The 23,867-nt window shown below is 64.6% G+C and carries 21 protein-coding genes; 20 read left to right on the top strand and 1 reads right to left on the bottom strand.

All coding sequences use genetic code 11. The features are described from left to right. The first annotated feature begins 168 nt into the window (after positions 1-168). The 17 genes from CJ010_RS10945 (at position 169) to CJ010_RS10860 (ending at position 19,618) form a co-directional block, all read left to right on the top strand. On the top strand, positions 169-2,157 hold the full coding sequence (locus CJ010_RS10945; protein WP_168224933.1) for a sigma-54-dependent Fis family transcriptional regulator: 1,989 nt from the start codon (positions 169-171) through the stop codon (positions 2,155-2,157). A 480-nt stretch (positions 2,158-2,637) separates the two neighbouring features. After that, positions 2,638-4,029 carry a TolC family protein gene (locus CJ010_RS10940; RefSeq protein WP_141018060.1) on the top strand — a complete coding sequence of 464 codons (1,392 nt, stop codon included), beginning with the start codon at positions 2,638-2,640 and terminating at the stop codon, positions 4,027-4,029. Positions 4,030-4,034: 5 nt separating this feature from the next. Further along, on the top strand, positions 4,035-5,627 hold the full coding sequence (locus CJ010_RS10935) for an efflux RND transporter periplasmic adaptor subunit (RefSeq protein WP_141018059.1): 1,593 nt from the start codon (positions 4,035-4,037) through the stop codon (positions 5,625-5,627). Positions 5,628-5,642: 15 nt separating this feature from the next. Next, entirely contained in the window at positions 5,643-5,984 is a 342-nt protein-coding gene (locus tag CJ010_RS10930; protein ID WP_141018058.1) for a P-II family nitrogen regulator, read from the top strand. A 10-nt stretch (positions 5,985-5,994) separates the two neighbouring features. Continuing rightward, a complete protein-coding gene (locus CJ010_RS10925) occupies positions 5,995-9,198 on the top strand; it encodes an efflux RND transporter permease subunit (RefSeq protein ID WP_141018057.1) in 3,204 nt (1,067 codons plus the stop codon). A gap of 97 nt (positions 9,199-9,295) precedes the next feature. Beyond that, the gene (locus CJ010_RS10920; protein ID WP_141018056.1) at positions 9,296-9,961 is read left to right on the top strand and encodes a hypothetical protein; all 666 of its coding nucleotides are present in this window, start codon (positions 9,296-9,298) and stop codon (positions 9,959-9,961) included. A 688-nt stretch (positions 9,962-10,649) separates the two neighbouring features. After that, positions 10,650-12,197 (top strand): aromatic/alkene/methane monooxygenase hydroxylase/oxygenase subunit alpha, encoded by a 1,548-nt coding sequence (locus CJ010_RS10915; RefSeq protein ID WP_205754934.1) that lies wholly within the window; start codon positions 10,650-10,652, stop codon positions 12,195-12,197. Positions 12,198-12,306: 109 nt separating this feature from the next. Beyond that, positions 12,307-13,494 (top strand): methane monooxygenase, encoded by a 1,188-nt coding sequence (locus CJ010_RS10910; RefSeq protein WP_141018054.1) that lies wholly within the window; start codon positions 12,307-12,309, stop codon positions 13,492-13,494. A gap of 1 nt (position 13,495) precedes the next feature. After that, positions 13,496-13,912, top strand: coding sequence for an MmoB/DmpM family protein (locus CJ010_RS10905; RefSeq protein ID WP_141018053.1), 417 nt, complete (start codon positions 13,496-13,498; stop codon positions 13,910-13,912). Between the two features lie 10 nt (positions 13,913-13,922). Continuing rightward, on the top strand, positions 13,923-14,429 hold the full coding sequence (locus CJ010_RS10900) for a methane monooxygenase (protein ID WP_141018052.1): 507 nt from the start codon (positions 13,923-13,925) through the stop codon (positions 14,427-14,429). Between the two features lie 89 nt (positions 14,430-14,518). Beyond that, positions 14,519-14,794, top strand: coding sequence for a DUF4242 domain-containing protein (locus CJ010_RS10895; RefSeq protein WP_141018051.1), 276 nt, complete (start codon positions 14,519-14,521; stop codon positions 14,792-14,794). A gap of 124 nt (positions 14,795-14,918) precedes the next feature. Continuing rightward, on the top strand, positions 14,919-15,188 hold the full coding sequence (locus CJ010_RS10890) for a hypothetical protein (protein ID WP_141018050.1): 270 nt from the start codon (positions 14,919-14,921) through the stop codon (positions 15,186-15,188). Positions 15,189-15,289: 101 nt separating this feature from the next. Continuing rightward, the gene (locus CJ010_RS10885; RefSeq protein WP_141018049.1) at positions 15,290-15,529 is read left to right on the top strand and encodes a hypothetical protein; all 240 of its coding nucleotides are present in this window, start codon (positions 15,290-15,292) and stop codon (positions 15,527-15,529) included. A gap of 139 nt (positions 15,530-15,668) precedes the next feature. Further along, positions 15,669-16,760, top strand: coding sequence for a 2Fe-2S iron-sulfur cluster binding domain-containing protein (locus CJ010_RS10880; RefSeq protein ID WP_141018048.1), 1,092 nt, complete (start codon positions 15,669-15,671; stop codon positions 16,758-16,760). A 17-nt stretch (positions 16,761-16,777) separates the two neighbouring features. Further along, a complete protein-coding gene (locus CJ010_RS10875; RefSeq protein ID WP_141018047.1) occupies positions 16,778-17,095 on the top strand; it encodes a hypothetical protein in 318 nt (105 codons plus the stop codon). After that, the gene (groEL, locus tag CJ010_RS10870; protein ID WP_141018046.1) at positions 17,073-18,776 is read left to right on the top strand and encodes a chaperonin GroEL; all 1,704 of its coding nucleotides are present in this window, start codon (positions 17,073-17,075) and stop codon (positions 18,774-18,776) included. Before CJ010_RS10875 ends, groEL begins: the two co-directional genes overlap by 23 nt. Before the next feature lie 488 nt (positions 18,777-19,264). Further along, positions 19,265-19,618 (top strand): hypothetical protein, encoded by a 354-nt coding sequence (locus CJ010_RS10860; protein WP_141018044.1) that lies wholly within the window; start codon positions 19,265-19,267, stop codon positions 19,616-19,618. Positions 19,619-19,763: 145 nt separating this feature from the next. Here CJ010_RS10860 and CJ010_RS10855 read toward each other — a convergent pair whose 3' ends face one another. Beyond that, positions 19,764-20,537 carry a DUF2189 domain-containing protein gene (locus CJ010_RS10855; RefSeq protein ID WP_168224932.1) on the bottom strand — a complete coding sequence of 258 codons (774 nt, stop codon included), beginning with the start codon at positions 20,535-20,537 and terminating at the stop codon, positions 19,764-19,766. 684 nt (positions 20,538-21,221) lie between these two features. Here CJ010_RS10855 and CJ010_RS10850 point away from each other — a divergent pair. From CJ010_RS10850 to CJ010_RS10840, 3 genes are all read left to right on the top strand, one after another. After that, a complete protein-coding gene (locus tag CJ010_RS10850; protein ID WP_141018042.1) occupies positions 21,222-22,103 on the top strand; it encodes a LysR family transcriptional regulator in 882 nt (293 codons plus the stop codon). A gap of 704 nt (positions 22,104-22,807) precedes the next feature. Then, a complete protein-coding gene (locus CJ010_RS10845) occupies positions 22,808-23,527 on the top strand; it encodes a hypothetical protein (protein ID WP_141018041.1) in 720 nt (239 codons plus the stop codon). 115 nt (positions 23,528-23,642) lie between these two features. Beyond that, positions 23,643-23,858, top strand: a complete 216-nt coding sequence (locus CJ010_RS10840; protein WP_141018040.1) for an AlpA family transcriptional regulator — start codon at positions 23,643-23,645, stop codon at positions 23,856-23,858. Positions 23,859-23,867 lie beyond the last annotated feature (9 nt).

Below are 23,867 nucleotides of genomic sequence, written 5' to 3'. Positions count from 1 at the left end.
AGAGTCGTGCCTCCATGCCCTCGAGCGTGGCCCCTGACGACGGGCGTCGCCACCAATTTGCTTCGTCTGGGCCCCCTTATGGTAGGATGGTTTTTTGCAGCTCTTGCCAGCGAGGAGGGACTCGTTGAGAGATCGCATTCGCCCAAAAGAGGCGAAGGAGGAGATAGCATGTCCAATGCAAGAGAGTACGCCCGTCCAACGACGGTCGAGGCGATTCGCAAGGCCGTATGGGACGGAAAGGAGTGCCCGTCGGGCACAGTGGCTGATGTCGTTCTGCGCTCATGGACCCGGTGTCGTACCGAAGGCGTTGCTCCCACCGCTCGACAGGAGTTCGATGCGGTCCCGCGGACGGCGCTTGGAGAATCCCTTGAAGTAAAGCGGACCCTCGTCCTCGCTGCCGAACCGGTCGTCGACGCGTTGATGGAGCAGCTGAACGATGCCCCGAGGATGATCATCCTGAACGATGAACGGGGCGTCGTGCTGCTGAACCAGGGAAACGACTCCCTCCTTGCTGACGCGCGGAAGCGCGCCGTACGTGCTGGTGTCTGCTGGGACGAACGTACCCGGGGCACCAATGCCATGGGAACCGCGCTCGCGGAGCGGAGGCCAGTGGCGATTCACGGGGCGGAACACTACCTCGAGGCCAATTCCATTTTCACCTGCACCGCGGCGCCTATTTACGATCCGTTCGGCGAGCTGACCGGTGTTTTGGACATCAGTGGATATGCCGGCGCCATGGGCCCCGTGCCGGTCCCCTTTGTTCAGATGGCGGTGCAGCTCATAGAGAATCAGCTCTTCCGCCAGACGTTTGCCGATTGCATTCTGCTGCGCTTCCATCTGCGTCCCGATTTCGTCGGGACGCTGCGCGAAGGTATCGCTGTGCTATCGCGCGAGGGGACGATCGTCTCGATGAACCGTACCGGGCTCAAGATCGCAGGCCTCGGCCTGGAAGCCGTCGCCGATCACCGTTTCGATTCTGTCTTCGACATGAACTTCGGAGCGTTTCTCGATCACGTGAAGGAGTCCGCCTTCAATCTCGTCCGCCTCTCGCTCTATGGCGGCGCCCAGGTTTACGCCCGAGTGGAGCCGGGTTTGCGTGCTCCGCCACGCCCCGCCGCGCGCGTCCGCCCTCCTCGGCCGGCACCGCGGCCGCTGGATTCGCTGGACACCGGCGATGCAGCGGTCCAGCTGGCGATTGACCGTGCTCGTCGGGGGATCGCGCGCAACCTCAGCATCCTCATCCAGGGCGAGACGGGTGCCGGCAAGGAAGTATTCGCCAAGCACCTGCATGCCGAGAGTCCGAGAAGCAAGGGACCGTTCGTCGCCGTCAATTGTGCCGCCATACCCGAGGGTTTGATCGAGTCGGAGCTTTTCGGCTACGAAGAGGGGGCCTTCACTGGCGGGAGGCGCAAGGGAAACATCGGCAAGATCGCCCAAGCACATGGTGGCACCCTGTTCCTTGACGAGATTGGGGACATGGCGCTGGGGCTGCAGACCAGACTGCTGCGGGTTCTCCAGGACCGCATGGTGGTGCCGCTCGGCGGTCGCGAACCTCAACCGGTTGACATTGCGCTGGTGTGCGCGACGCACCGCGATTTGCGCGGCCTCATCGCGAGGGGTCAGTTCCGCGAGGACCTTTACTACCGTCTCAACGGTTTGGCGATCTCCCTGCCACCGCTACGTGATCGCAGTGACCTTGCTGTCCTGGTCAACCATGTCCTCACACAGTGTTGCGGGGGCGAGTCGCACTACAGTGTGAGCCCCGAAGTGATGGCGCTCTTCAGACGTCACGCGTGGCCAGGTAACCTGCGCCAACTGCACAACGTTCTCGATGCAGCGCTCGCGATGCTCGACGAGGGTCATGTCATCGAGACTCATCATCTGCCGGAAGACTTTGTCGTCGAAGTCGCATCTCACGTCCAATCGATCAAGGAAGAGGTTTCGACCGCAGCGCATTCTTCGAGACTCCCGGCGCCCCGTTGCAACCCCGTCGAAAAGTTACACAATCTCGAGCTGGACGCGATCCACCGGGCGATCGAGGAAAACCACGGAAACATTTCGGCCGCGGCCCGGCAGCTGGGGATCAGTCGGATCACGATCTACCGCAAACTGAGGCAATTTTCGCTAACCGGTCGTCTGCCGCCCCCCCTCGGATAGCGTGCGCTGCGGCTGCTTATTCTCCTGTCGCATGCGTCGCTGGCTTGCTCTTGTCCTGCTCTGTCTGCTGCCGCTCGAGGTTTCCTGGGCGGTGGCGGCCGAGTACTGCACGCACGAGCACGGGCACGGCATGCAACACTTCGGCCATCATGACGACCACCACCGAACCTCAGCTGACAGGACGGATGATCCGGTGCAGCCCGACCGCGCCAGCCTCGGGCACCACCATTGCCACCTGACCGCATTCGTCGGCCTACTCGGCACTCCTAGCCAATCCGACCGGGCGGGCTGGCCCTCCGCTTGGTCGATCGACGAGTTCCCGCGGCCCATCTCCGTACCGCTCGCCCCACCCGAACGCCCCAAATGGTCCGTCCCCGCCTGACACGGCGGGACGGGCACTCCATTCCGGCAGTCTGACCCGGCGCGAAGCCCGGGCAGCCCCGTCTCGCCGAATTCGTCCCCCCATTCGTGGAGAATTCGATGCGAAGGCTTTTCTTGCCGCTGGGGCTGGCGGCCATTTCAATCCAGCCCGTTCTTGCGCAATCGGCAGCCGCCGACGCGCGTCCGCCGGCCCAGGTCGGTGACACCTCGCCGCAGGTCGCGGAGCCCGCCGGCCCGCTTGCCCTGGAGGCTGCCGTCGAGCTGGCCTTGCGCGCCAACCCGGCGCTCGCCGCTGCGGCGCGCGAAGTGGCGGCGGGGGACGGGGCCGTGCTCCAGGCGGGCTTCTTGCCCAATCCCGAGCTCGCCGCCCTAGTCGAGGATACCCGGCGCGAGACCCGCACCGCCGCACTCGTGCTCAACCAGCCGATTCAGCTGGGCGGCAAGCGCGCTGCCCGCGTGCGGGCGGCGGAGGGCGCGCGCGAGGTCGCCGCCGCCGAGCTCGCCGCGACGCGCGCGCAGGTCCGCGCCGGCGTCATCGGTGCCTTCTTCGACGTTGTCATCGCCCAGGAGGGCGCGCGCCTGGCAGCGGAGTCGGTAGCGCTGGCGCAGCGGGCCACCACGGCGGCGGCCAAGCGGGTGGCCGCCGGCAAGGTGTCCCCGGTCGAGGAAACCCGGGCGAGGGTGGCCGAGGCCGGCGTGGCGGTCGAGGCCGCCCGGGCGGCGAGCGCCTTGCGCGCCGCGCGCAGCCGGCTCGCCGCCTTCTGGGGTAACGCCATGCCCCGCTTCGAGCGCGCGGAAGGCGAGATGGTCCTGCCGGCGCCGCAAGCCTACTCCGACCTTGCCGCCCGCCTCGACGCGGCGCCCGTCCTGCGGCGCGCGGGCGCGGAGGTGGCGCGGCGGCGGGCGGTGGTGGCGCTCGAGCGCGCCCGTCGCATCCCCGACCTCACGGTGAGCGTCGGCGTGCAACGCGACGAGGACCTCGGGCGCAACCAGGCGATCGTGGGCCTCTCGGTGCCCCTGCCGCTCTTCGACCGCAACCAGGGCAATCTCGCCGAGGCGCTCGCCCGCGCGGACCAGGCGCGCGACGAGCTTGCGGCCTCGCGTATCCGCCTCGCCAGTGAGGCGGCGCAGGCGTGGGAGCGGCTGGAGACCGCGCGCTGGGAAGCCGAGGAGCTGGCACGCGAGGCGCTGCCCGGCGCCCAGCGCGCGCTCGACGCGGCGACCAAAGGATTCGAGCTCGGCAAGTTCGATTTCCTCCTCGTCCTCGACGCCCAGCGCACCCTGTTCCAGGCCCGCTCGCAGCACCTGCGCTCGCTGGCCGAGGCGCATCGCGCCCGCGCCGAGCTCGACCGCATCCTGGGTGGCCCCGAGCAACTGTCGCCGGGCCGCCCCAAGACAGTTGCTCACCCCCTCGGGGGGTTGCCGCGAAGCGGCGGGGGTACATACGAGGAAGGCTCGACCGTCCCCGCCGCCCGCCACGAATTGGAGTAAGAGCCATGACATCAGGCAAGCAGAAGAAGCAGTGGATCGCGATCGCGGCGGTGGTCGCGGTTGGCATCGCGCTCGGCACGGCGATCGTGCGCAGCGAACCAGCGAAACCGGCAGGGGACGCCCACGGCCACGGCGCGCACCAGGAGGCTGCCGGCCACGACGACGCCGAGCATCACGGCGGGGACGGGCACGAGGCCCACGAAGACGCCGCCGGGCACGAGGACGGCGAGCATCATGAAGACGAAGGCGGCGGACCGGTAAAGGGCCCGCACGGCGGCAAGCTGTTCACCGACGGCGGTTACGGGCTGGAGGTGACGATCTTTGAGCAGGGCGTGGAGCCGCAATTCCGCCTCTACACTTACCGCGACGGCAAGCCGCTCGAGCCGGCGCAAAGTACCGTCGAGCTGACCCTGGGGCGCCTCGGCCGCGCGCCGCAGGCGTTCCGCTTCGCCCCCGAAGGAGACTACCTCAAGGGCGATGCCGTGGTGAGCGAGCCGCACTCATTCGAGGTCGCGGTGAGCGCCACGCACGCCGGCAAGACCTACCGCTTCGGCTACGAGCAGGTCGAGGCGCGAGTTTCGTTGAGCGACGCCCAACTGCGCGAGGCGGGCGTGGAGCTGGCGACCGCCGGCCCGGCGCGGATCGCGACCACCGTCCAACTCTTCGGCGAGGTGCGCTACAACGGCGACCGCACCGTCAAGGTGGTGCCGCGACTGGCCGGGCGCGTCGAGTCGGTAGCCGCGAGCGCCGGCGAGCGGGTGAAGAAGGGCCAGCTTCTCGCCGTGCTGTCGAGCCATGAGCTCGCCGATCAGCGCGGCGAGTTCCTCGCCGCCGAGCAACGCCTCGCCCTGGCGCGCTCGGCGTTCGCGCGCGAGAAGACGCTGTGGGAGGAGAAGATCTCCGCCGAGCAGGATTTTCTGCAGGCGCGTGCCGCGCTGCAGGAGGCCGAGATCGCGGTACGGGGCGCCCGCCAGAAGCTCGCCGCGCTGGGTGGAGCGGCGGGCGCGGGGGGTGACCTCACCCGCTACGAGCTGCGCGCGCCGATCGACGGCGTGGTGACCGACAAACGCATCTCGGTGGGCGAGGCGCTCGCGGACGACACCCCGGTGTTCACCGTCTCCGATCTCGCCAGCGTCTGGATCGAGGCGACCATCGCCGCACAGGACCTGGGCGCGATCGCGGCCGGGCAGCGCGCGACGGTGCGTGCCAATGCGTTCCCAGCCACTGCCGATGGGCGCATCGACTATGTCAGCGTCCTGGTCGGCGAGCAGACGCGCGCGGCCACCGCCCGCATCGTCCTGCCCAATCCCGACGGACGGTGGCGGCCGGGACTGCCGGTGACGGTGGAGGCCGTGGCCGAGGAAACGGAGGTGCCGGTGGCGGTGGCGATCGAGGCCGTCCAGACCGTGCGCGACTGGCAGGTCGTGTTCGGCCGCTACGGCGACGCGCTGGAGGCGCGTCCGCTCGAGCTCGGCCGCAGCGACGGCCGCTTCGTCGAGGTGCAGGCGGGGCTGGCGGCCGGTGAGCGGTACGCCGCCACCAACAGCTTCCTCATCAAGGCCGACCTGGGCAAGGCCGGCGCGAGCCACGACCACTGAAGCGGGAGAAGAGCCATGAAACAGATCACCGCCGTCATTCGTCCGCACCGCCTCGAGGCGGTCGAGCAGGCGCTCCATGCGCTGCCCCACCTGCCGGGATTCACGGTCTTTCCCGCCCGCGGCCACCCGCGCGGCCACGGCCAGGACCACCGCTTCCTCGCCGACGAGTGGAATCCGGACGCCCACGATTGCCTGGTGTTGATGGTGTTCTGCGCCGACGGAACCGCCGCCGGGATCATCGACGCGATCGAGCGCGCCGCCCGCACCGGTATGCCCGGCGACGGCATCGTCGCCGTGGCCGAGCTCACCGACGCGCTGCGCATCCGCACCGGCGAGCGCGCCGACGCCGCGCTGTAAGGGAGACATCATGTTTGAACGCATCATCCGTTTTGCGATCGAGCAGCGCTGGATCGTGCTGCTCGCCGTGCTCGGCATGGCCGGGGTGGGTATCTGGAGCTACCGGCACCTGCCCATCGACGCCGTGCCCGACATCACCAACGTTCAGGTCCAGATCAACACCGAGGCGCCGGGTTACTCGCCGCTGGAGGCCGAGCAGCGCGTCACCTTCCCCATCGAGACGGTCATGGCCGGTCTTCCGCACCTCGTGGAGACGCGCTCGCTGTCGCGCTACGGCCTGTCGCAGGTGACGGTGATCTTCGAGGACGGCACCGACATCTACTTCGCCCGCCAGCTGGTGAATGAACGCATGCAGGAGGCGCGGGGGCGCCTGCCGGCGGGGCTCGCGCCGACCATGGGCCCGATCGCCACCGGCCTGGGCGAGATCTACATGTGGACGGTGGAGGCCGAGGAGGGCGCGCGGAAGGCCGACGGCACGCCCTACACACCGATGGACCTGCGCGAAATCCAGGACTGGATCGTCAAGCCGCAGCTGCGCACCGTGCCCGGAGTGACCGAGATCAACACCATCGGCGGCTATGCCAAGGAATTTCAGGTGGCGCCCCTGCCGGACCGCCTGATGGCCTACGGGTTGTCGCTCGCGGACGTGGTCGAGGCCCTGGAGCGCAACAACGCCAACGTCGGAGCGGGCTACATCGAGCGCCGCGGCGAGCAGAACCTCATCCGCGCGCCGGGCCAGGTCGCGAGTCTCGCCGACATCGGCAACATCGTCGTCGGCCACGCCCGGGGGGTGCCGATCCGCATCGGCGATGTGGCCGAAGTCGGCTTCGGCAAGGAGCTGCGCACCGGGGCCGCCACCGAGAACGGCCGCGAGGTCGTGCTGGGGACGGTCTTCATGCTGATCGGCGAGAACAGCCGCGACGTGTCGCGGGCGGTCGACCGCCGCCTGCAGGAGGTCAACCGGACGCTGCCGCCGGGCGTGCACGCGAAGACGGTCTACGACCGCACCGTCCTGGTGGACAAGGCCATCGCCACGGTGAAGCAGAACCTCACCGAGGGCGCCCTGCTGGTGATCGCCATCCTCTTCCTCTTCCTCGGCAACCTCCGCGCCGCGCTGATTACCGCGCTGGTGATCCCGCTCGCCATGCTGTTCACCTTCACCGGCATGATCACCAACAAGGTCAGCGCCAACCTGATGAGCCTCGGCGCGCTCGACTTCGGCATCATCATCGACGGCGCGGTGGTGATCGTGGAGAACTGCGTGCGCCGGCTCGCCCACGCCCAGGCCGTGGCCGGACGGCCGCTCGCGCGCAACGAGCGCTTCCACGAGGTCTTCGCCGCGGCGAAGGAGGCGCGCCGCCCGCTCGTCTTCGGCCAGCTCATCATCATGGTGGTGTACCTGCCGATCTTCGCCCTCACCGGGGTGGAGGGAAAGATGTTCCACCCCATGGCGTTCACGGTGGTGGCGGCCCTCCTCGGCGCCATGATCCTGTCGGTGAGCTTCGTGCCGGCGGCGGTGGCGCTCTTCCTCGGCGGCAAGGTGGCAGAGAAGGAAAACCGCCTCATGGACTGGGCCAGGCGCGGCTATGCGCCGCTCCTCGACCGGGCGATGGCCTACAAGCCGCTGGTGCTGACCATCGCCGTCGTCGCCGTGGTCCTGTCGGGACTCCTCGCCACCCGCATGGGCAGCGAGTTCGTGCCCAGCCTGGACGAGGGCGACGTCGCCCTGCACGCCCTGCGCATCCCCGGCACCAGTCTCACCCAGGCGATCGGCATGCAGGTGCAGCTCGAACGCACGCTGAAGACCTTCCCCGAGGTCGACACCGTGTTCGCCAAGCTCGGCACCGCCGAGATCGCCACCGACCCGATGCCGCCCAACGTCGCCGACAACTTCGTGATGCTGAAGCCGCGCGATCAGTGGCCCGACCCACGCCGCCCCAAGGCCGAGCTGGTCGCGGCGATGCAGGCGGCGGTGGCCAAGGTGCCGGGCAACAACTACGAGTTCACCCAGCCGATCCAGATGCGCTTCAACGAGCTCATCTCGGGGGTGCGCAGCGATGTGGCGGTGAAGGTCTTCGGCGACGACATGGAGACCATGAACGAGACCGCCGAGCGCATCGCCGAGGTGCTCGAAGCCGTCCCCGGCGCGGCCGACGTCAAGGTGGAGCAGACCACGGGGCTCCCCATGCTCACGGTCGCCATCGACCGCGAGCGCGCGGCGCGCTTCGGCCTCAACATCGCCGACGTGCAGGACGCGGTGGCCGCCGCGGTGGGCGGGCGCGAGGCCGGCGTGGTGTTCGAGGGCGACCGCCGCTTCGACCTTCTCGTGCGCCTGCCCGAGCGCCTGCGCGGCGACCTCGAGACGATGCGGCGGCTGCCGCTGCGCCTGACGCGGGCGGCGGCCGGTGAGGGATCGCATGGCTTCATCCGCCTCGGCGACGTGGCCACGATCGAGGCGGCGCCGGGGCCCAACCAGGTGAGCCGCGAAAACGGCAAGCGCCGGGTGGTCGTCACCGCCAACGTGCGCGGGCGCGACATCGGCTCCTTCGTCGCCGAGGCGCAAGCGCGCATCGACGAGGCGGTGACGGTGCCGGCCGGCTATTGGACGACCTGGGGCGGCACGTTCGAGCAGCTGCAGTCGGCCGCTGCGCGCCTGCGGATCGTCGTGCCGGTGGCGCTGCTCCTGGTGTTCACCCTGCTCTTCGCCATGTTCGGCAACCTCAAGGACGGGCTGCTGGTATTCACCGGCGTGCCCTTTGCGCTCACCGGCGGCATCGTCGCGCTGTGGCTGCGCGACATCCCCTTGTCGATCTCGGCCGGGGTTGGCTTCATCGCGCTCTCCGGGGTGGCCGTGTTGAACGGCCTGGTGATGATCGCCTTCATCCGCGGCCTGCGCGAGGACGGCATGGCGCTCGACGCGGCGGTGCGCGAGGGCGCGCTCACGCGCCTGCGTCCGGTGCTGATGACCGCGCTGGTGGCTTCGCTCGGCTTCGTGCCGATGGCCATCGCGGTGGGCACCGGCGCCGAAGTGCAGCGGCCGCTCGCCACCGTGGTGATCGGCGGGATCCTCTCGTCGACCGCGCTCACCCTGCTGGTGCTGCCGGTGCTCTATCGGCTGGCGCACCGCGGGGAGGAGTCGACCGAGGCCGAAGCGAAAGAGGCGCAGGCCTTCACCCCGGCGACTCGCCCAGCACAAGAGGGCGGGGCCGCGTAGCGCTGGGCCGGCCCCGTCCCACGGCACGCGCGGTGATCGTCCGCGGGGCCGTGGGGGTGGGCCGATCCGTCAACTGGCTTCCATATGGAGGAGTGCCATGAAGCATCGTCTATCGGTTCCCATTGTGGCCCTAGCCTTGTCCGGTTGCGCCACCGCCCCGGCTCCGGCACCCGCCGATTCGTCGGGCGCGCGCGACGACTATGGGCTGGCGATCGTCTCGCTGACACTGTCCGGCAAGCCGCTGGAGCGCGTCTCCCACTTCGAATATCGCCTGCGGGCGATTCCTTCCGTCAACGGCGGGGAGGTCAAAAGAACCCCTCACTTCAACTCGGTGCGGCAGCATGCGCGATGGTTGACGGACGGGGCGGGCCCGCGGGCTGGCGCCGTCCCGACCCGCGTGGCGGTGAAGGCGTCGGGTTCGGGCGTGATGCCCGACGTCGTCGAGTCCGGCCTGCCCATCGGCCGTCTAGTTGTCTTGCGGTTGCCCGCGGGTGACTACGAGCTTCACGACTGGAAGGTGGTCGAGCCGACCGTACATGGCCGTGACGAGCTCGCGCCGCGGCAGGGGCCGGTCTACCGTTTCACGGTGGAGCCAGGGCGCGCCGCCTATCTCGGCAGCCTCGACCTGCGCCTAGCGGGCGAGGGGGCGCATCACTTGAGCGTGGCGGCCAAGGCACAGCGCGATCTGGCGCTTCTTCCGGCCAAGGGACCAGCCGTGCGAGTCTCGGACGTGGTCTATCGCCCCGGCGCGTTGCGACCGTGACCCCGGGACCGACAAGCCCTCTCGTTCCCGATCGCCGGCCGCAGGTTCTTCGGCCGAGGATTCGCGCTACGATGGCAGATCGTCGCCGGTGAGCATAGCGGTTTCGCGCAGTCGTTCTATATAAGCGGCTCTTCAGGCCGTGCACAATGCGAATAACTGCAACCTTCTTGAAGCCTCTCTTTTTTGATCTGCATCAACACGACCGGCAGCTCAGTGTGCAACATGCTGATGACTGTCACCGTTTGCATCACAGCTGTTTCATGAAACATGTTGCTGCAACACATCTTTCGAGGTCCAGAGAAATGTTCCCGATCGCGCGAATGTGCTAGCAGCAAGTCCGCAAGATGTGTGCCATACGCCGCTTCCGAGGAAGCGCGATTGTCGCCAGGTGCGCCGCGGGCAAAGCGTTCCGCTAGTTGGAAAGCACTCTCGGCGGGTCCAGCCGCCGTTCTCTAGTGACCCCTGTGGGCGAAACTTTCGATCTCTGGCCCAGAAGTTGCTGACAAGACCATACCCATACCGCGATCGAGGCTATGTTGCTTTCTGAGCCAGACGACACGCAGGGCATGGGAAGGGCTCCGTTCCACGCGGTTGCGTTGGAACGGTCGGCTGAACGCCTAAGGAAGACAAGGAGAGATCGATGGGAGCATCAAATCTGGCTGTAAAACAATCGCTGAAGGCCCATCCGGTGCCGAGCAGCGTGGATCCGCAGGAAGTGCACAAATGGCTGCAGGATTTCACCTGGGACTTCAAGGCGAAAAGCGCGAAGTACCCAACCAAGTACGACATGGACGTCAACACGCGTGAGCAGTTCAAGCTCACCGCGAAGGAATACGCTCGCATGGAGTCGGTGAAGGAAGAGCGCCAGTACGGGACCCTGCTTGACGGCCTCGATCGCTTGGACGCCGGTAACAAGGTCCACCCGAAGTGGGGCGAGTTCATGAAACTCATCTCGAATTTTCTCGAGACCGGCGAGTACGGCGCCATCGCCGGCTCCGCGCTGCTTTGGGATACCGCGCAGTCGCCCGAACAGAAGAACGGCTATCTGGCCCAAGTGATTGACGAGATCCGCCACGTCAACCAGACCGCCTATGTCAACTACTATTACGGAAAGCATTATTACGATCCTGCAGGCCATACCAACATGCGCCAGCTGCGTGCGATCAATCCGCTCTATCCAGGGGTCAAGCGCGCCTTTGGCGAGGGCTTCCTCGCCGGTGATGCGGTCGAGAGCTCGATCAACCTGCAACTCGTTGGCGAGGCGTGCTTCACCAATCCGTTGATCGTCTCGCTCACCGAATGGGCCGCTGCCAACGGCGACGAGATCACGCCTACGGTTTTCCTGTCGATCGAAACCGATGAGTTGCGCCACATGGCGAACGGCTATCAGACCATCGTCTCCATCATGAACAATCCCGAGACGATGAAGTACTTGCAAACCGATCTGGACAACGCCTTCTGGACCCAGCACAAGTTCCTCACCCCGTTCGTCGGCGCCGCCCTCGAGTACGGCTCCAAGTACAAGGTGGAGCCCTGGGCGAAGTCGTGGAACCGTTGGGTGTACGAGGACTGGGCCGGGATCTGGCTGGGCCGCCTGCAGCAGTTCGGGGTCAAGACGCCAAGGTGCCTCGCTGATGCCAAGAAGGACGCCGTCTGGTCGCACCATGACCTCGCCCTGCTCGCCTATGCCCTGTGGCCGCTCACCGGTATCCGCATGGAGCTTCCGGATCAGCAGGCGATGGACTGGTTCGAAGCCAACTATCCCGGTTGGTACAACCACTACGGCAAGATCTATGAAGAGTGGCGCGCGCTCGGCTTCGAGGACCCGAAGGCCGGTTTTTGCGGCGCCCTGTGGATGATGGAGCACGGCCACGGCATTTTCGTCGACCACACCTCCGGGCTGCCCTTCTGCCCGACGCTGGGCAAGGGAGCGCTGAATCCGCGCTTCCTCGAAGCGAACGGAAAGCGTTTCGCGTTCTCCGAACCCTATGGCGAACGCATGTGGCTGCAGGAGCCCGAGCGCTACGAGTTCCAGAACTTCTTCGAGCAGTTCGAGGGCTGGGAGCTTTCCGATCTCGTGAAGGCGGCCGGAGGTGTGCGCAGCGACGGCAAGACGCTGATGGCGCAGCCGCACCTGCGCGACACCGACATGTGGACGCTCGACGACCTGAAGCGGATCAACCTCACCATTCCCGATCCGATGAAGATTCTCAACTGGCAGCCCGTTGCAGCCTGAGGGCGATGTAGCCGGGAACGACGGACAGCCCGATCGCGATCGAACGAAGGGCTGATCCGTCCACCACGTAATCCACACCGCTTCACATCAATTTTCGGAGACAAGACAGATGTCATCGACAGCATTCGTGCGCGGCATGGTCGACCCGCAGCGGCAGACCGAAATCCAGGCGCTCATTCCCGCAGAGCCGCTGGAGAAGAAAAGGGATCACATACCGTTCGCCAAGCGCGGCTGGCGCCGCCTCACCGAGTACGAAGCGGTGATGCTTCATGCGCAAAACTCGCTCGACGCCGTGCCCGGCAGCCAAGAGGTCGGTGAGACGGTGCAGAAATGGCCGGGCGGACGACCCAATTACGGCATCGAATCGACCGCAGTGCTGGCCAGCAACTGGTTCTATTTCCGCGATCCGGCCAAGCGCTGGTTCATGCCCTACGTCAAGCAGAAGACCGAGGAAGGCCAGACCGCCGAGCGCGTCATGAAGAGTTGGGCGGAGAACGGTGACTGCGAGATGATGGACACGGCCTGGCGCAGCGAGATCCTCGCCCGCCAGTATGGAGCCTTCATTTACAACGAGTATGGTCTGTTCAGCGCTCACTCCACTATCGTGTACAGCGCCCTGTCCGACCTGCTCAAGACTTGGATCGCCGAGGCGGGCTTCGACAAGAACGATGCGGGCCAGATGATCCAGATGGAGCGCGTGCTGCTGGGGAAGATCTTTGCCGATTTCGACCCCAGCCTCGTCGACGCCAAGCAGGCGTGGACTCAGGACGCCCTGTGGAAGCCCGCGCGTGAGTTCGTCGAGCACATCTGGGCCGGCACCTATGACTGGGTCGAGCAGCTGTGGGCCATCCACGGTATCTACGACCATATCTTCGGGCAGTTCGTGCGCCGGGAGTTCTTCCAGCGCGTGGCCGGAATCCACGGCGACACCCTGACTCCGGTCATCCAGTCCCAGGCCATGGTTTATCACGGACAGGCCGCGGACGGACTGCAGGCGCTTTGTTTGAAGATGCTGATTGACGAGGAGCCGGTGTACGCCGGCCACAACCGCCGCTACCTCCGGGCTTGGACCGCGCGCTACCTGCCGCAGACGGTGCGCGCGCTCAAGGGCTTCCTCGGCATCTACAAGCAGGTGCCGGTGAAACTGGACGGCGTCACCTGCCGAGTGGGCGTCCAGGCGTCCGTCGAGCGCGTGATCGACGGCTGGGCGCGACGCTTCGCCGAGCCGATCGGCTTCAAGTTCGATCGCGCGGCCGTCGTCGGCGAGATCATGAGCGGCTATTCAGAGGGGAAGTAACATGACCAGCAATGTCAATGCGTACAACAGTGGCACCAACGGCAGGCACGGGCAGGATTTCATCGACGACTTTCTCGACGAGAAGAACTGCCAGCTGCAGACGAGCGACGCCGTGGTGCTGGCCCTGATGAAGGCCGAGGAAATCGACGCCATCATCGACGAGATGATCAAGCCGATGATCGAAGACAACCCGACCATCGCCATCGAGGACAGGGGCGGCTACTGGTGGATCAAGGCCAACGGCAAGATCGTCATCGACTGCGACGAAGCGACCGAGATCCTGGGGAAGAAATACACGGTCTACGACCTGCTCGTGAATGTGAGCACGACCATCGGCCGGGCGATGACGCTGGGAAATCAGTTCATCATCACCAACGAGCTGCTGGGCCTGGAGACCCAGGTAGACAGCGTCTATTGAGGAGACAACGATGTCCAAACAACATTGGTACCACAGCCCGTTACGCGACGAATGGCTGGATAAGATCGCGGCATTGCGAACGGTTCAGCAAGGCGTAGCCATGCTCCAACAGTTTCGCAAGGAGCACTTGGGGCCCGATCGCGCCACCTACGCGCTGAAGAAGGAGTCGAACTGGATCGAGTCACGGATCGAGATGCGGGTGGCGCAACTGCATAGCGAGGCGACGATTTCCGACGACGCACTCCTCGACATGACGATCGACGGCCGAGACGCCGCCGAAGTTGCCAGGGAGTGGCTCAGAAAGGCCGAGGACATCGACTGCCCGGTCGAGATGCAGCGCCTGTGCACCGCCTTTCGAAAGGCCTGCAAGCCACCGATGATGCCGATCAACCACTTCGCCCCCGTCGAGAAGCAGCTCGTGAGCAAACTCTTGAAGCTGCGTGCGCCGACCTACCTTTCCACGCCGCTGGATGAGTTGCGCAAGCTGCGCGGCGTGACAGAAATCAGCGTGCAGTAGGAAGAGCGCGGCGCGCTCGGCAACGGGCCGCGGCTGGAATCCGGCGCGGCCCGTTCATAACACAAAACAAAATCAATGGAGGCACGAAAATGCCCAAGTACCTCATCGAGCGCCACATACCCGGCGCAGGAAGGCTGTCCAGGGACGAGCTGGCGGCGATTTCCCGGAAATCTTGCGGAATCCTGCAGAACATGGGGCCGCAGGTGCAGTGGTTGCATAGCTACGTCACCACCGACAAGGTTTATTGCGTCTATATCGCGCCCAATGAAGAGGCGGTTCGCGAGCACGCCCGCGCGGGCGGCTTTCCGGCGAATGCGATTTCGTGCATCGAGACCATGATCGATCCCGTGAGCGCGGAAGGCTAGTGCATGATCGTGCGTAGCGCTTGCGCTTCCATTGCGGGCCGCGGAATATCGCGCCGTGCGCAGCCCCCTCGGCGATCGGCCGTGCGCCGATTCATGGGCTCGCCGTGACCAATGAGGAGACAGAATGAACACAAAGGACGTAGCCGACATTCCAGGCCTCGCCGGCGTCCCGGAGGCAATCGGCACGACTGTGATGATCCACGAAGAGGACGGGTTTCGTGTCGTCGCCACCGAACTCGCGATGATGTGGCGGTGGGATCTCTTCGAAGGGGAGCGACACCTGCACACGGGATGCGCCCAGCGCCCGGAGAGCTGCGTCGTCGCCGCCAAGAGCAAGATCCGGTTCTTTCAGCGCCCAATTGTCGCCCACCTCCTTCACACGGACGGAGACTGACGTCGTGGGCTGGATAGCAGACTTGCCGTTTAACGAACTAGGGTGTCGCCCCGAGCATGGGCGCCTGAGAGCCAGGGACGTATCGACCGGAGGAAGCTAAATTGAACTATGCAGACAACCTGAGCAACTTCCGTTTCGAATACACCTACAAATGCGGCGCGTGCGCCTATAAGTTCTCCGCTGGAATGGTTAAGGTTGTGCACGACAAGTCCTTCTGCCCTCGCTGCGGTGAGGAGATCCTCGCATTTCCGTCGGCGGACGACCTGCACGACAACGACTACATCGCTCGCACTCGCTCTGATCGGTATCACTCCGTGGTGATCGAGGCGCAGGACGAGTAAGGGCTGCGATTGAATTCGCCCGGCGCCGTGAGGCGGCCTCCCCTTTTCGTCCAACAGCGTTCGACGTGGAGCCGTGTGCGGCGCCCGGCGTGAAGGACATGGTCTCCAAAATTCAAACTCGAAGGAAGAGAGTAGAAACATGAGCGAGAAGTATCTGATCACGTCCCGCTTCGAGGACGGTGCACAATTTCAATTCGAATGCGGTGAGGACGAAAACATTCTCGCCGCCGCCTTGCGCCAGGACGTCCGCCTCCTGTGCCAGTGCAAGAAGGCCTTCTGCGGCAGCTGCAAGGCGGAATGCACCGAAGGGGACTATGAGTTCGGGGAGCGGATCAACGTTCAAGTGCTCCCGCCGAACGAGGAAGAGGACGGCATCGTAGTCACCTGTGACACCTTCCCGCGCAGCGACCTGGTGCTCGAGTTCCCGTATACGAGCGATCGCCTCGGGTTATGCACGGTGGCGGAGATCAGTGCGAAGGTCGTGAGTGTTGAACGCCTTTCCACGACGGTCTACCGTCTCGTGCTGCAGTCGATCGATCCAACGAACGGGGCGCCCCAGCGCTTCGATTTCGAACCCGGCCAGTACGTCGAGATCGGCCTCCCCGGCACCGATGATACGCGCGCCTTTTCGCTCGCAAACCTGCCCAATGACGAAGGTATCCTGGAGTTCCTTATCCGCCTCGTCCCGGGTGGGCGTTTTGCCGCCTATCTGGAAGACGGCGCCGCTCCGGGGCAAGTGCTGAACTTACGGGGCCCGCTTGGCGAGTTCACCTTCGTCGGCACCAACGGCGCACACCGCCCCGTGGACGATTTCCGGCTTCACGCCAACGGCACGGTGCAGGCCTTCATCGGGGGGAGCACCGGTCTCGCACCGTTGGTGAGCATGTTGCGCGAGCTCGCGCGTCGAGACTATCCGGGCGAATGCCACCTCTTCTTCGGAATGCAGGACAGCGCGACGATGTTCTACGAGCAGGAGCTGCGCGAGCTCGCGCACGCCATGCCGGGGCTGACATTGCATCTCGCGCTGATGGACCCACCGGAGGGCTGGACAGGGTTTACCGGAAATGCCGTGGTGGCCTTCGAACAGTGGTTTACGGCCAGCGCGCAGCGGCCCGAGGTTTACCTGTGCGGCCCGGCACCGATGGTAGAGGCGGCGCGAGCGTGCTGCACGAGGTTGGGGATTCCCGCCGAGCACGTGCACCGGGAAGAGTTCGTCGCGAGTGGCGGCTGACTAGAGCGAGCGACGTCATGACTGCTGACTCGAAGACCTGGGCGATCGAGATCCTGTCCGAGGCCGCGGAGGTCCTCGACGAAGAGATCCGCACCTTGGAGGCTGACCGCGCCCGCCTGACCGACGCCTTGGGCGACGAACGGATGGAGGTGCTGGTAGCCTTGTTCGGCGGCCAGTTGGATCGTGACGAAGAGGTCGAGGTCCGGGCCCTGCTCGGTTATGGCGAACGCAAGCTTATCTCCACCTGGGCCCGTCTGGCGCACCTGAAGGTCTTGCGGCGTGAAGTTGCTCGTGGAACGATGAGGTACATCAATGGAAAAGAATCCTTCAGATAGAACGCGGAGTCGCCGGATCACCGATGGTCTGCACGCCGCAGACAAGCTCGCCTCGGGAATGCGCGGCCTGGCCCAAGTGGTGGCTGTCACGCTCGGCCCCGGCGGCCGGCACGTGATGCTTCAAGATCGTGCGGGCCGCGCGCCGAACGTCAGCAAGGATGGGGTCACGGTCGCCCGCGCGATGGAGATGCTGGATCGCGAGGAAGAGATGGGCTTGCGACTTCTGCGCGACGCTGCCTTGAGGATCTCGGCTTCGGTAGGCGACGGGACGACGACCGCGATCATCCTCGCCGCCGAGCTCGCGACCCGGTGCCTGGCGCTGGCGGCAACCGGTGTGGGCGTGCTGGGGCTGCGCGAAGGCCTGGCGCGTGGCGCCGCGACGGTACTTGCGGAAATCGCGGCAATGACCGAGCCAGCTGGCCGCGAAACGCTGAAGATGGTGGCCTGCGCCGCAGCGAACGGAGACGAGAGGATTGGCGCACTACTGGCGGAGGCTTATGAGCGGGTCGGCGTCGACGGGGTGATCGAAGTCGAGATGGGGGACGCCGTGGACGACGTTGTGGACGTGAAGCTCGGGACCCACTTCGAGACGCTTGCGTTGGTTCGTCAGCTGCTCCCTCCGACCGGCATGCTGGATCTTCGGAAGCCCCTGATCCTCTTCCACGACGGTGAGCTGACCGAGTTCGAAGAGTTGTTGCCGGCGCTGGAGGTGGCGCGTCACGAGCAGCGGCCGCTATTCGTCCTCACCGGTGACGTCGGCGAAAGCGTGGAAACGGGCCTGCTGAGAAACCGGCGCGCGGGGGTGGTCGACGTCGCGGTGGCCAGAGCCCCGATGTTCGGAGAAACGCGGGCAGACTGCCTGGAGGACTTGGCCGCCCTATTTGGCGGAACGGCCTTCACCGATCGCAGTTTCCGCTCATTGGAGACCCTGGAACTGAGTGACTTGGGCTCGGCAGACTCCGCCGCCCTGAACACTGGGCGCGCCGTGATCCAAGGAGCTCACGGGAATCCGGTCGCCCTTCGGGAGCGCATTGTGCTCCTGCGCCGTGAAATCGAAGATAGCGAACGTGCCACGGCGTCGCCGACGGGGCAGTCGGATTACGTGGAAAAGCGACAGGATCGCTTAAAAATTCTGCTGGGAGCCACTGCCACCGTCCATGTCGGGGGCGCTACCGATCTAGAGATCAAAGCGAGGCTGCCGCTCGTGGAGAATGCCCGACGAGCAATGCTGGCCGCGGCAGAAAGCGGAGTGCTTCCAGGGGGTGGCGTGGCGATGTTCCGTGCCGCTCAGGGTGCCAGGAAAAGCTTGGTCGGCCTCGACGATGATGCGCATCGAGGTGCGGAGGCCCTCTTCACAGCACTCGAGACACCGCTGCGGTGGATCGTCCGTAACGCAGGATATAGAGCCGAGGACGTCGTATCCCGGCTATCCGCCCAGCAGAACCTATCAGACGGGTTCGACGCACGGCGGGGCCGGTTCTGCGACCTTCGCCAAGACGGTGTCCTCGATTCATTCCTCATGGTACGGGAATCGATTCTAACCGCGGTTAGCGTGGCTGGTTCGACCTTGTCAACAGGTGCGCTCGTCAGCATGGCGAGTGCTGGACCAGAACCCGAGAGGTTCCACGGAACCGAGCGTGTCTATGACAAACTGGTGTCCGCGGGGGCGCTCGACACGTGATGGTTCGGCCTGCCAGCGGGGCGTCGCTCAGAGGTCGGAAGGTACGACCGAGACGGATCGCCCCGTAGCCAGCATCAGCGCTACGGCGATCCTTTGCGGGTGCCCCCGCTGATGCTTGTCGCAATAGAGCCTCTTGCAAGACTTGGAATCTGAACCAGCCGGGCAGTCATCGTCGGGCGTACCGGGGGTTTTCTGTCCTGCTCATGGCCGTCCGGGCCGTCAGGTTCGTTGTACGTCAGCTTCTCGCCCCCGCCCCGGTTTGTGGCCGATCAACGGAATGTGGTTGAGGCTGCGGTTGTGCTCGCGTGCACATTCCGACGAACGTCACCGCCTGCACCGATGATCGTGACCGGGTGGGTTTGCGTGCAAGCGCAGGGTTCAGATTCTAACCGCGTCGGCCGCGATCACGGTCATTTCGGGCGTGGGCGCCGACGTTACACGCAGGTCGATCCCGACATCCGTCTGGTCGCCGACGCGCCCGAAGCGGAATGGAACGAGGCACTGCGCGCGCTCGCCTAGACACACGAGCGCAACGACAGGTCGATCAGACCGGACTCGGCGACCAACAATGGGCCAGTGTCCTGGCACTGGCGCAGGACTTCTACGGTTGGCTGGCCAACCGCAGCCGCGCGGTCAAGCTGGAACGCTGTCGCCAGTTGCTGGAGGGGCCCGCCCCGGCATCGGCGCCGGCCGATGATCTGGCGGACTATCGCGATCGCTATCAGCGGCTCACCGGCGTGTCCGGCAGCGATGACAAAATGCAAAGCTGGGCGGATTGGAGAGACACGGCCCAGGCCAAGGTCGTCGCCCATTTGAGGGATAGGACGCAAAGCAAGCTATGAGTACTGCTCGCCCTGCTATCGCCCCGGCGGGCGCACCTCAGACTGACTTGATGACCTCGGTTATACGCATCCGCGCTCTCTCCATCCGACTGTAACGCGGAGGCACAAGCTGACGAGTAGCAGCCCGGGTCACAGGTCGTCCTCCTCAGGATATGAGATCCTTGTATGCATGCCAAGCCGCATGCCCTAGCCACGGAAAGATGAATATCAGACCCAGCGAAAGGGATGCAAAACCGACGGCGACAAGAGTGGCAATTAGAAGCGCCCATATCAGCATCGGAGTGAGATTTACGCTGACTGCCCTGGCGCTGGTTGTCATGGCAGCCAGGCAACCGGCCGAGCGGTCGAGAATCATTGGTACCGAAGCGGCCGAAATCATGAACACCGACAATGCCAAGACGGCACCAACGAGGACATAAACCATTCTGAAGCCAGGATAGTCCCAAGCAAAAATAGTTTGGTACAAGGTACCCGTTGTTTCGGGCATGCCGCCAGCGAAGAATTCATCAAAGAGAACATCACTGATGCCCGCCCACGCAAACGCGAATAGTGCAAGTACGAGCCCGAAGCTGAAGAGTTGCTGCCTGTTCTTGTTCCATCCTTCAAGCGAACTTTCGAAGCTGACCGGCTCTCGTGCGGCACGTCGTCGTGACAACTCATGCAAGCCTGCCTGGATTAGGGGAGCCACCAATAGAAAGCCTGAGACACCCGCTGCGAATAGAGCTGGGCGGGAGCTCGTAAATAGCAAGATCACCCAACCCATCGCAGTGACAAGGAACCCATAGGCCAAACTTGGGCCGGGATTGTGTGCAAGATCATTCCATCCCAACGAAAGCCATCGTATAGGAGCGCTAGTTTCGATCTTGTTGACCTCCGGAATTTCGGAGTCTCGAGAGAATTCAAATGTCGTTCTGGTCATGATGTGTACCCTTTCTCGGTGCGCCCATGCGCTGAAGTACCCCGCAAGTTTCCTGCCAGAATGTGTAAGGATCGACGATGAGCGGATGCGAATGCCGCCACACTCTGACCTTTCATTGACTAACGGCTCTTGGCGCATATCTTGCGGGGAGATGGGGGTTCCAGATGCGAGGACCGGCGAGGTGTACCATCCAGTGACATGTAACAAGCCAGTGATGTGTAACATGTCAGCAAAGCGTAATGACTCGTTGACGTGTGGAACCTGTCGTTCAACCGCCGAACTTCGCCTGTGATAGCGCAAGGTCGCCAACATCGAGTCCCGGGCCGGAAGGAATGCCTGGTACCGAGACTTCGGCTCGGATATGGCCCCGGCGCCCAATGTCGCTGGCGGAATCGGCGCCTACCTGCCGGCCAATCGCGGCACGTGTTGGCGCTAGCTAGTTGTAATAGGCTAGCTAGAGAAACACAGATGTCGTAGTCGGCTCCGCAAACCATTGCGACACCAACATAGCATATATGATAATGCGTGGTATTCGTACTTCTGTATAGGGATCTGTTTCACCCGAACAAGTTCCAACGAGATTTTGATCGCGCCGTTTGCCTCGAGTACCACTATGCACAACCGAGCGCGTGTCACGAGTGGGCCGACTGTCGTCAACGCCCGCAACTGTTCGAGGAGCTTTCGGTGAACCTGCGCCAACTCCGCTGTTTCATCGCCGTCGCCGAGGAACTGAATTTCAGCCGCGCCGCCGACCGTCTGCACATCGAACAGTCCCCCCTTTCGCGCATCATCAAGAAGCTCGAATCCGACCTGGGCGTGGTGCTGCTCGAACGCAATTCCCGTGGTACTCGCCTGACGTGGGCTGGACAGGTATTTCTCCAAGATGCGCGCCGGATGACCCTCGCCTTTGAACAGGCGAAGGCCAACGCTAAGTCGGCCGCCGCCGGTTATCGTGGCACACTGCGCATCGCACTATCCGACGGAATTGCCCGAACCCGCCTGATTGCGCTCCTCGCGCTGTGCAGGGAAGAGGAGCCCGATGTCGAGATCCGACTGTTCGAAACTTCGTTCGCGCAGCACCTGAAGGGTCTGCATGACGACCTTTATGACGCCGGTTTCGCACTGACGGACCAAGTTGGCGATGGCATCATCGCTGAGCCGGTTTGGCAGGACCCGTTGGTCGTAGCCGTGCCAACCCGGCACCCTTTACTGGCGCATAAGCGTGTGCCCCTGCACGAAGTCGTAACCCATCCCCTGGTGCTTTGCCACCCGGAGGTCTGCGAAGGCTGCAGCCGGCAGTTGGAGCGACTGCTGAACTCGGTCGATGCGCAGCTTGTGGTGGTCGAGCGGGTGACCTCGCACGAATTGATGCTCGCATTGGTGGCAGCGGGCTACGGAATCGGCTTCTCCAGCGCCGCGCATCTGGCAGCATGCCGCTACGCGGACGTGGTTGCCCGCCCGCTAGCCGGTGATTCGGGCGTGCTCACCACCTATCTTCTGCGATCCGACACCCAGCCGTCGGAGCAGTTGAGCAACTTCATCGCGCGCGCCAACCAGGTCGCCTGATCGCACCGCACACGCCGGCAACACACGCCGCGTACAGTCTGCCTCGTCAATGGGGCACTCTGTCGCACCGGCCTCGAACATGCGCCCCATGTTTGCGAAACCGGGCACGCCTCGGCTGCGCCTGCATGCCCCGAGTACCAACTCCCACCTGAAGAGCAACCCTTCCCACCCTTCCCTTTGGGTCTTTGCCAAGACCCAAAATGCATGCATCAGGACACCACACGCGATCGGGCGGCCAGCGGAAACTCGTGCCGTTTCGCGCGGCTTCTCGCTCAGAAGCCGCGACTTTGCCGCGTTACAGGAACGTGACGCATCGATCACCGCCTGCCGCACCCTACTCTCTCGCGCAATACCAGCGGCAGAACGCTACCGGTCTAACCCCATCGTCGATGACTTCGCCAGCCCCGTTTAGACCCGATTGGTCTTTGTGGCTATGCATGAAGCATTAACACTCCACGCGTTACCCCGCGCCGAAAGACGCGGCTTTCGGCGTGTGCCAGTCGGCTATAGAGGCAGCGGCGCCGGCGATGGCAGGAGCGCAATGAGATGCCGCCGCGCTCCATGTACATCATGAACGCTGCGCCCAATCGGTATCAAGCTTTCCGCCTCGTACCACAGGCGACCGAGGCGCGCAAGAGGACCACCTCTGTGTCGATGAGGAATTCAAGCGTTCTGGCTGGCACGCTGGACGACCGGGAGCGAAAATGCGCAGGAGCGACCGTCTTCACAACTGCAGGACATTCTATCGCCCCATCGAGGCCGCCATCCGATGGAGCGGATTGGACCGGTTCGAGTCGCGCATCCTCGAAGTCGTCGGCGCCCGCAACATTCCCGGCCCCGAGGACTTCCCACGGTGGCCGATGCTGCGCCTGAACGTCGAGCGCATCTTCGATGCCATGCGAAATCGCGAACTCCCCTACGGCCGGGCTGGCATCACCTGCGACAATCCGTCCCTGCTCGATGATGGGGAGCTGACCGTCCGGCACGTCGACCTCAGGGCCTGGATGACGCGCTTCTATCCCAGCCACAAGCCGGCGTTTCTCTTCGACGACATCGAGCGGCAGTTGCACCCGGCGATCAGCGTCGAAGCCGTCCAAGCCCTGCTCGCCGACCGGGAAGCGCTCAGGACGCAACTGGCTACCTATCAGAGCGAGCTCGAAGCCCTGCGCAAGGAGATCAAGCGCCAAGGCCCCTCCGAGCGGACCCTGGCCCCCAGGAGCGAGACCACGTACCTGAACATCGTCGGCGGACTACTCACGCTCTTGCTGGGCAAATCACCGAGCGGGACGCCCTACTCCTCGTTCGAGACCCTGGAGTCGGTGATCAGCGCGTTGATCGCCCACCACGAAGGGCGACCTGGCATCAGCGAACGGACGCTCTGGGCGAAGTTCGCGGCCGCCAAGCGGCAGGTCAGTGCCGCCTAGACCCGACTGCAACCGCAGTCGCACGCACTGCAATTGCAGTGCATTTGTCCAGCATACGCTATTGAATACGAGGCACTTCCGTAGCAGCGCCACCGAGCGTCAAGGAGTGCCCACCATGTCTTCACAGACCGCCCTCGACCTTCCCGTCGAACGCCGCATCCTGCGCCGTGCCGAGGTCGAGGCCAAGACCGGCTTCAAGCGCGCCCACATCTACAACCTGATGAAGGAGGGCAAGTTCCCCAAGGCCTTGCGCCTGGGGGTGCGTGCCGTCGGCTGGGATTCGGCCGAGATCGACCAGTGGATCGCCGACCGCCTCAAAGAGCGCGTCTGAGCCCCGCTC

This window comes from Azoarcus sp. DD4 (genome assembly GCF_006496635.1).
Classification (GTDB): Bacteria; Pseudomonadota; Gammaproteobacteria; order Burkholderiales; family Rhodocyclaceae; genus Azoarcus.
This window is presented reverse-complemented; position numbering and strand designations above follow the sequence as displayed.

Excerpts from the sequence above, each read along its gene's own strand:
- CJ010_RS10945 (WP_168224933.1), top strand. The coding sequence starts at position 169 with ATGTCCAATGCAAGAGAGTACGCCCGTCCAACGACGGTCGAGGCGATT.
- CJ010_RS10940 (WP_141018060.1), top strand. The coding sequence starts at position 2,638 with ATGCGAAGGCTTTTCTTGCCGCTGGGGCTGGCGGCCATTTCAATCCAG.
- CJ010_RS10935 (WP_141018059.1), top strand. The coding sequence starts at position 4,035 with ATGACATCAGGCAAGCAGAAGAAGCAGTGGATCGCGATCGCGGCGGTG.
- CJ010_RS10930 (WP_141018058.1), top strand. The coding sequence starts at position 5,643 with ATGAAACAGATCACCGCCGTCATTCGTCCGCACCGCCTCGAGGCGGTC.
- CJ010_RS10925 (WP_141018057.1), top strand. The coding sequence starts at position 5,995 with ATGTTTGAACGCATCATCCGTTTTGCGATCGAGCAGCGCTGGATCGTG.
- CJ010_RS10920 (WP_141018056.1), top strand. The coding sequence starts at position 9,296 with ATGAAGCATCGTCTATCGGTTCCCATTGTGGCCCTAGCCTTGTCCGGT.
- CJ010_RS10910 (WP_141018054.1), top strand. The coding sequence starts at position 12,307 with ATGTCATCGACAGCATTCGTGCGCGGCATGGTCGACCCGCAGCGGCAG.
- CJ010_RS10905 (WP_141018053.1), top strand. The coding sequence starts at position 13,496 with ATGACCAGCAATGTCAATGCGTACAACAGTGGCACCAACGGCAGGCAC.
- CJ010_RS10900 (WP_141018052.1), top strand. The coding sequence starts at position 13,923 with ATGTCCAAACAACATTGGTACCACAGCCCGTTACGCGACGAATGGCTG.
- CJ010_RS10895 (WP_141018051.1), top strand. The coding sequence starts at position 14,519 with ATGCCCAAGTACCTCATCGAGCGCCACATACCCGGCGCAGGAAGGCTG.
- CJ010_RS10890 (WP_141018050.1), top strand. The coding sequence starts at position 14,919 with ATGAACACAAAGGACGTAGCCGACATTCCAGGCCTCGCCGGCGTCCCG.
- CJ010_RS10880 (WP_141018048.1), top strand. The coding sequence starts at position 15,669 with ATGAGCGAGAAGTATCTGATCACGTCCCGCTTCGAGGACGGTGCACAA.
- CJ010_RS10875 (WP_141018047.1), top strand. The coding sequence starts at position 16,778 with ATGACTGCTGACTCGAAGACCTGGGCGATCGAGATCCTGTCCGAGGCC.
- groEL (WP_141018046.1), top strand. The coding sequence starts at position 17,073 with ATGGAAAAGAATCCTTCAGATAGAACGCGGAGTCGCCGGATCACCGAT.
- CJ010_RS10860 (WP_141018044.1), top strand. The coding sequence starts at position 19,265 with ATGGAACGAGGCACTGCGCGCGCTCGCCTAGACACACGAGCGCAACGA.
- CJ010_RS10855 (WP_168224932.1), bottom strand. The coding sequence starts at position 20,537 with ATGACCAGAACGACATTTGAATTCTCTCGAGACTCCGAAATTCCGGAG.
- CJ010_RS10845 (WP_141018041.1), top strand. The coding sequence starts at position 22,808 with ATGCGCAGGAGCGACCGTCTTCACAACTGCAGGACATTCTATCGCCCC.
- CJ010_RS10840 (WP_141018040.1), top strand. The coding sequence starts at position 23,643 with ATGTCTTCACAGACCGCCCTCGACCTTCCCGTCGAACGCCGCATCCTG.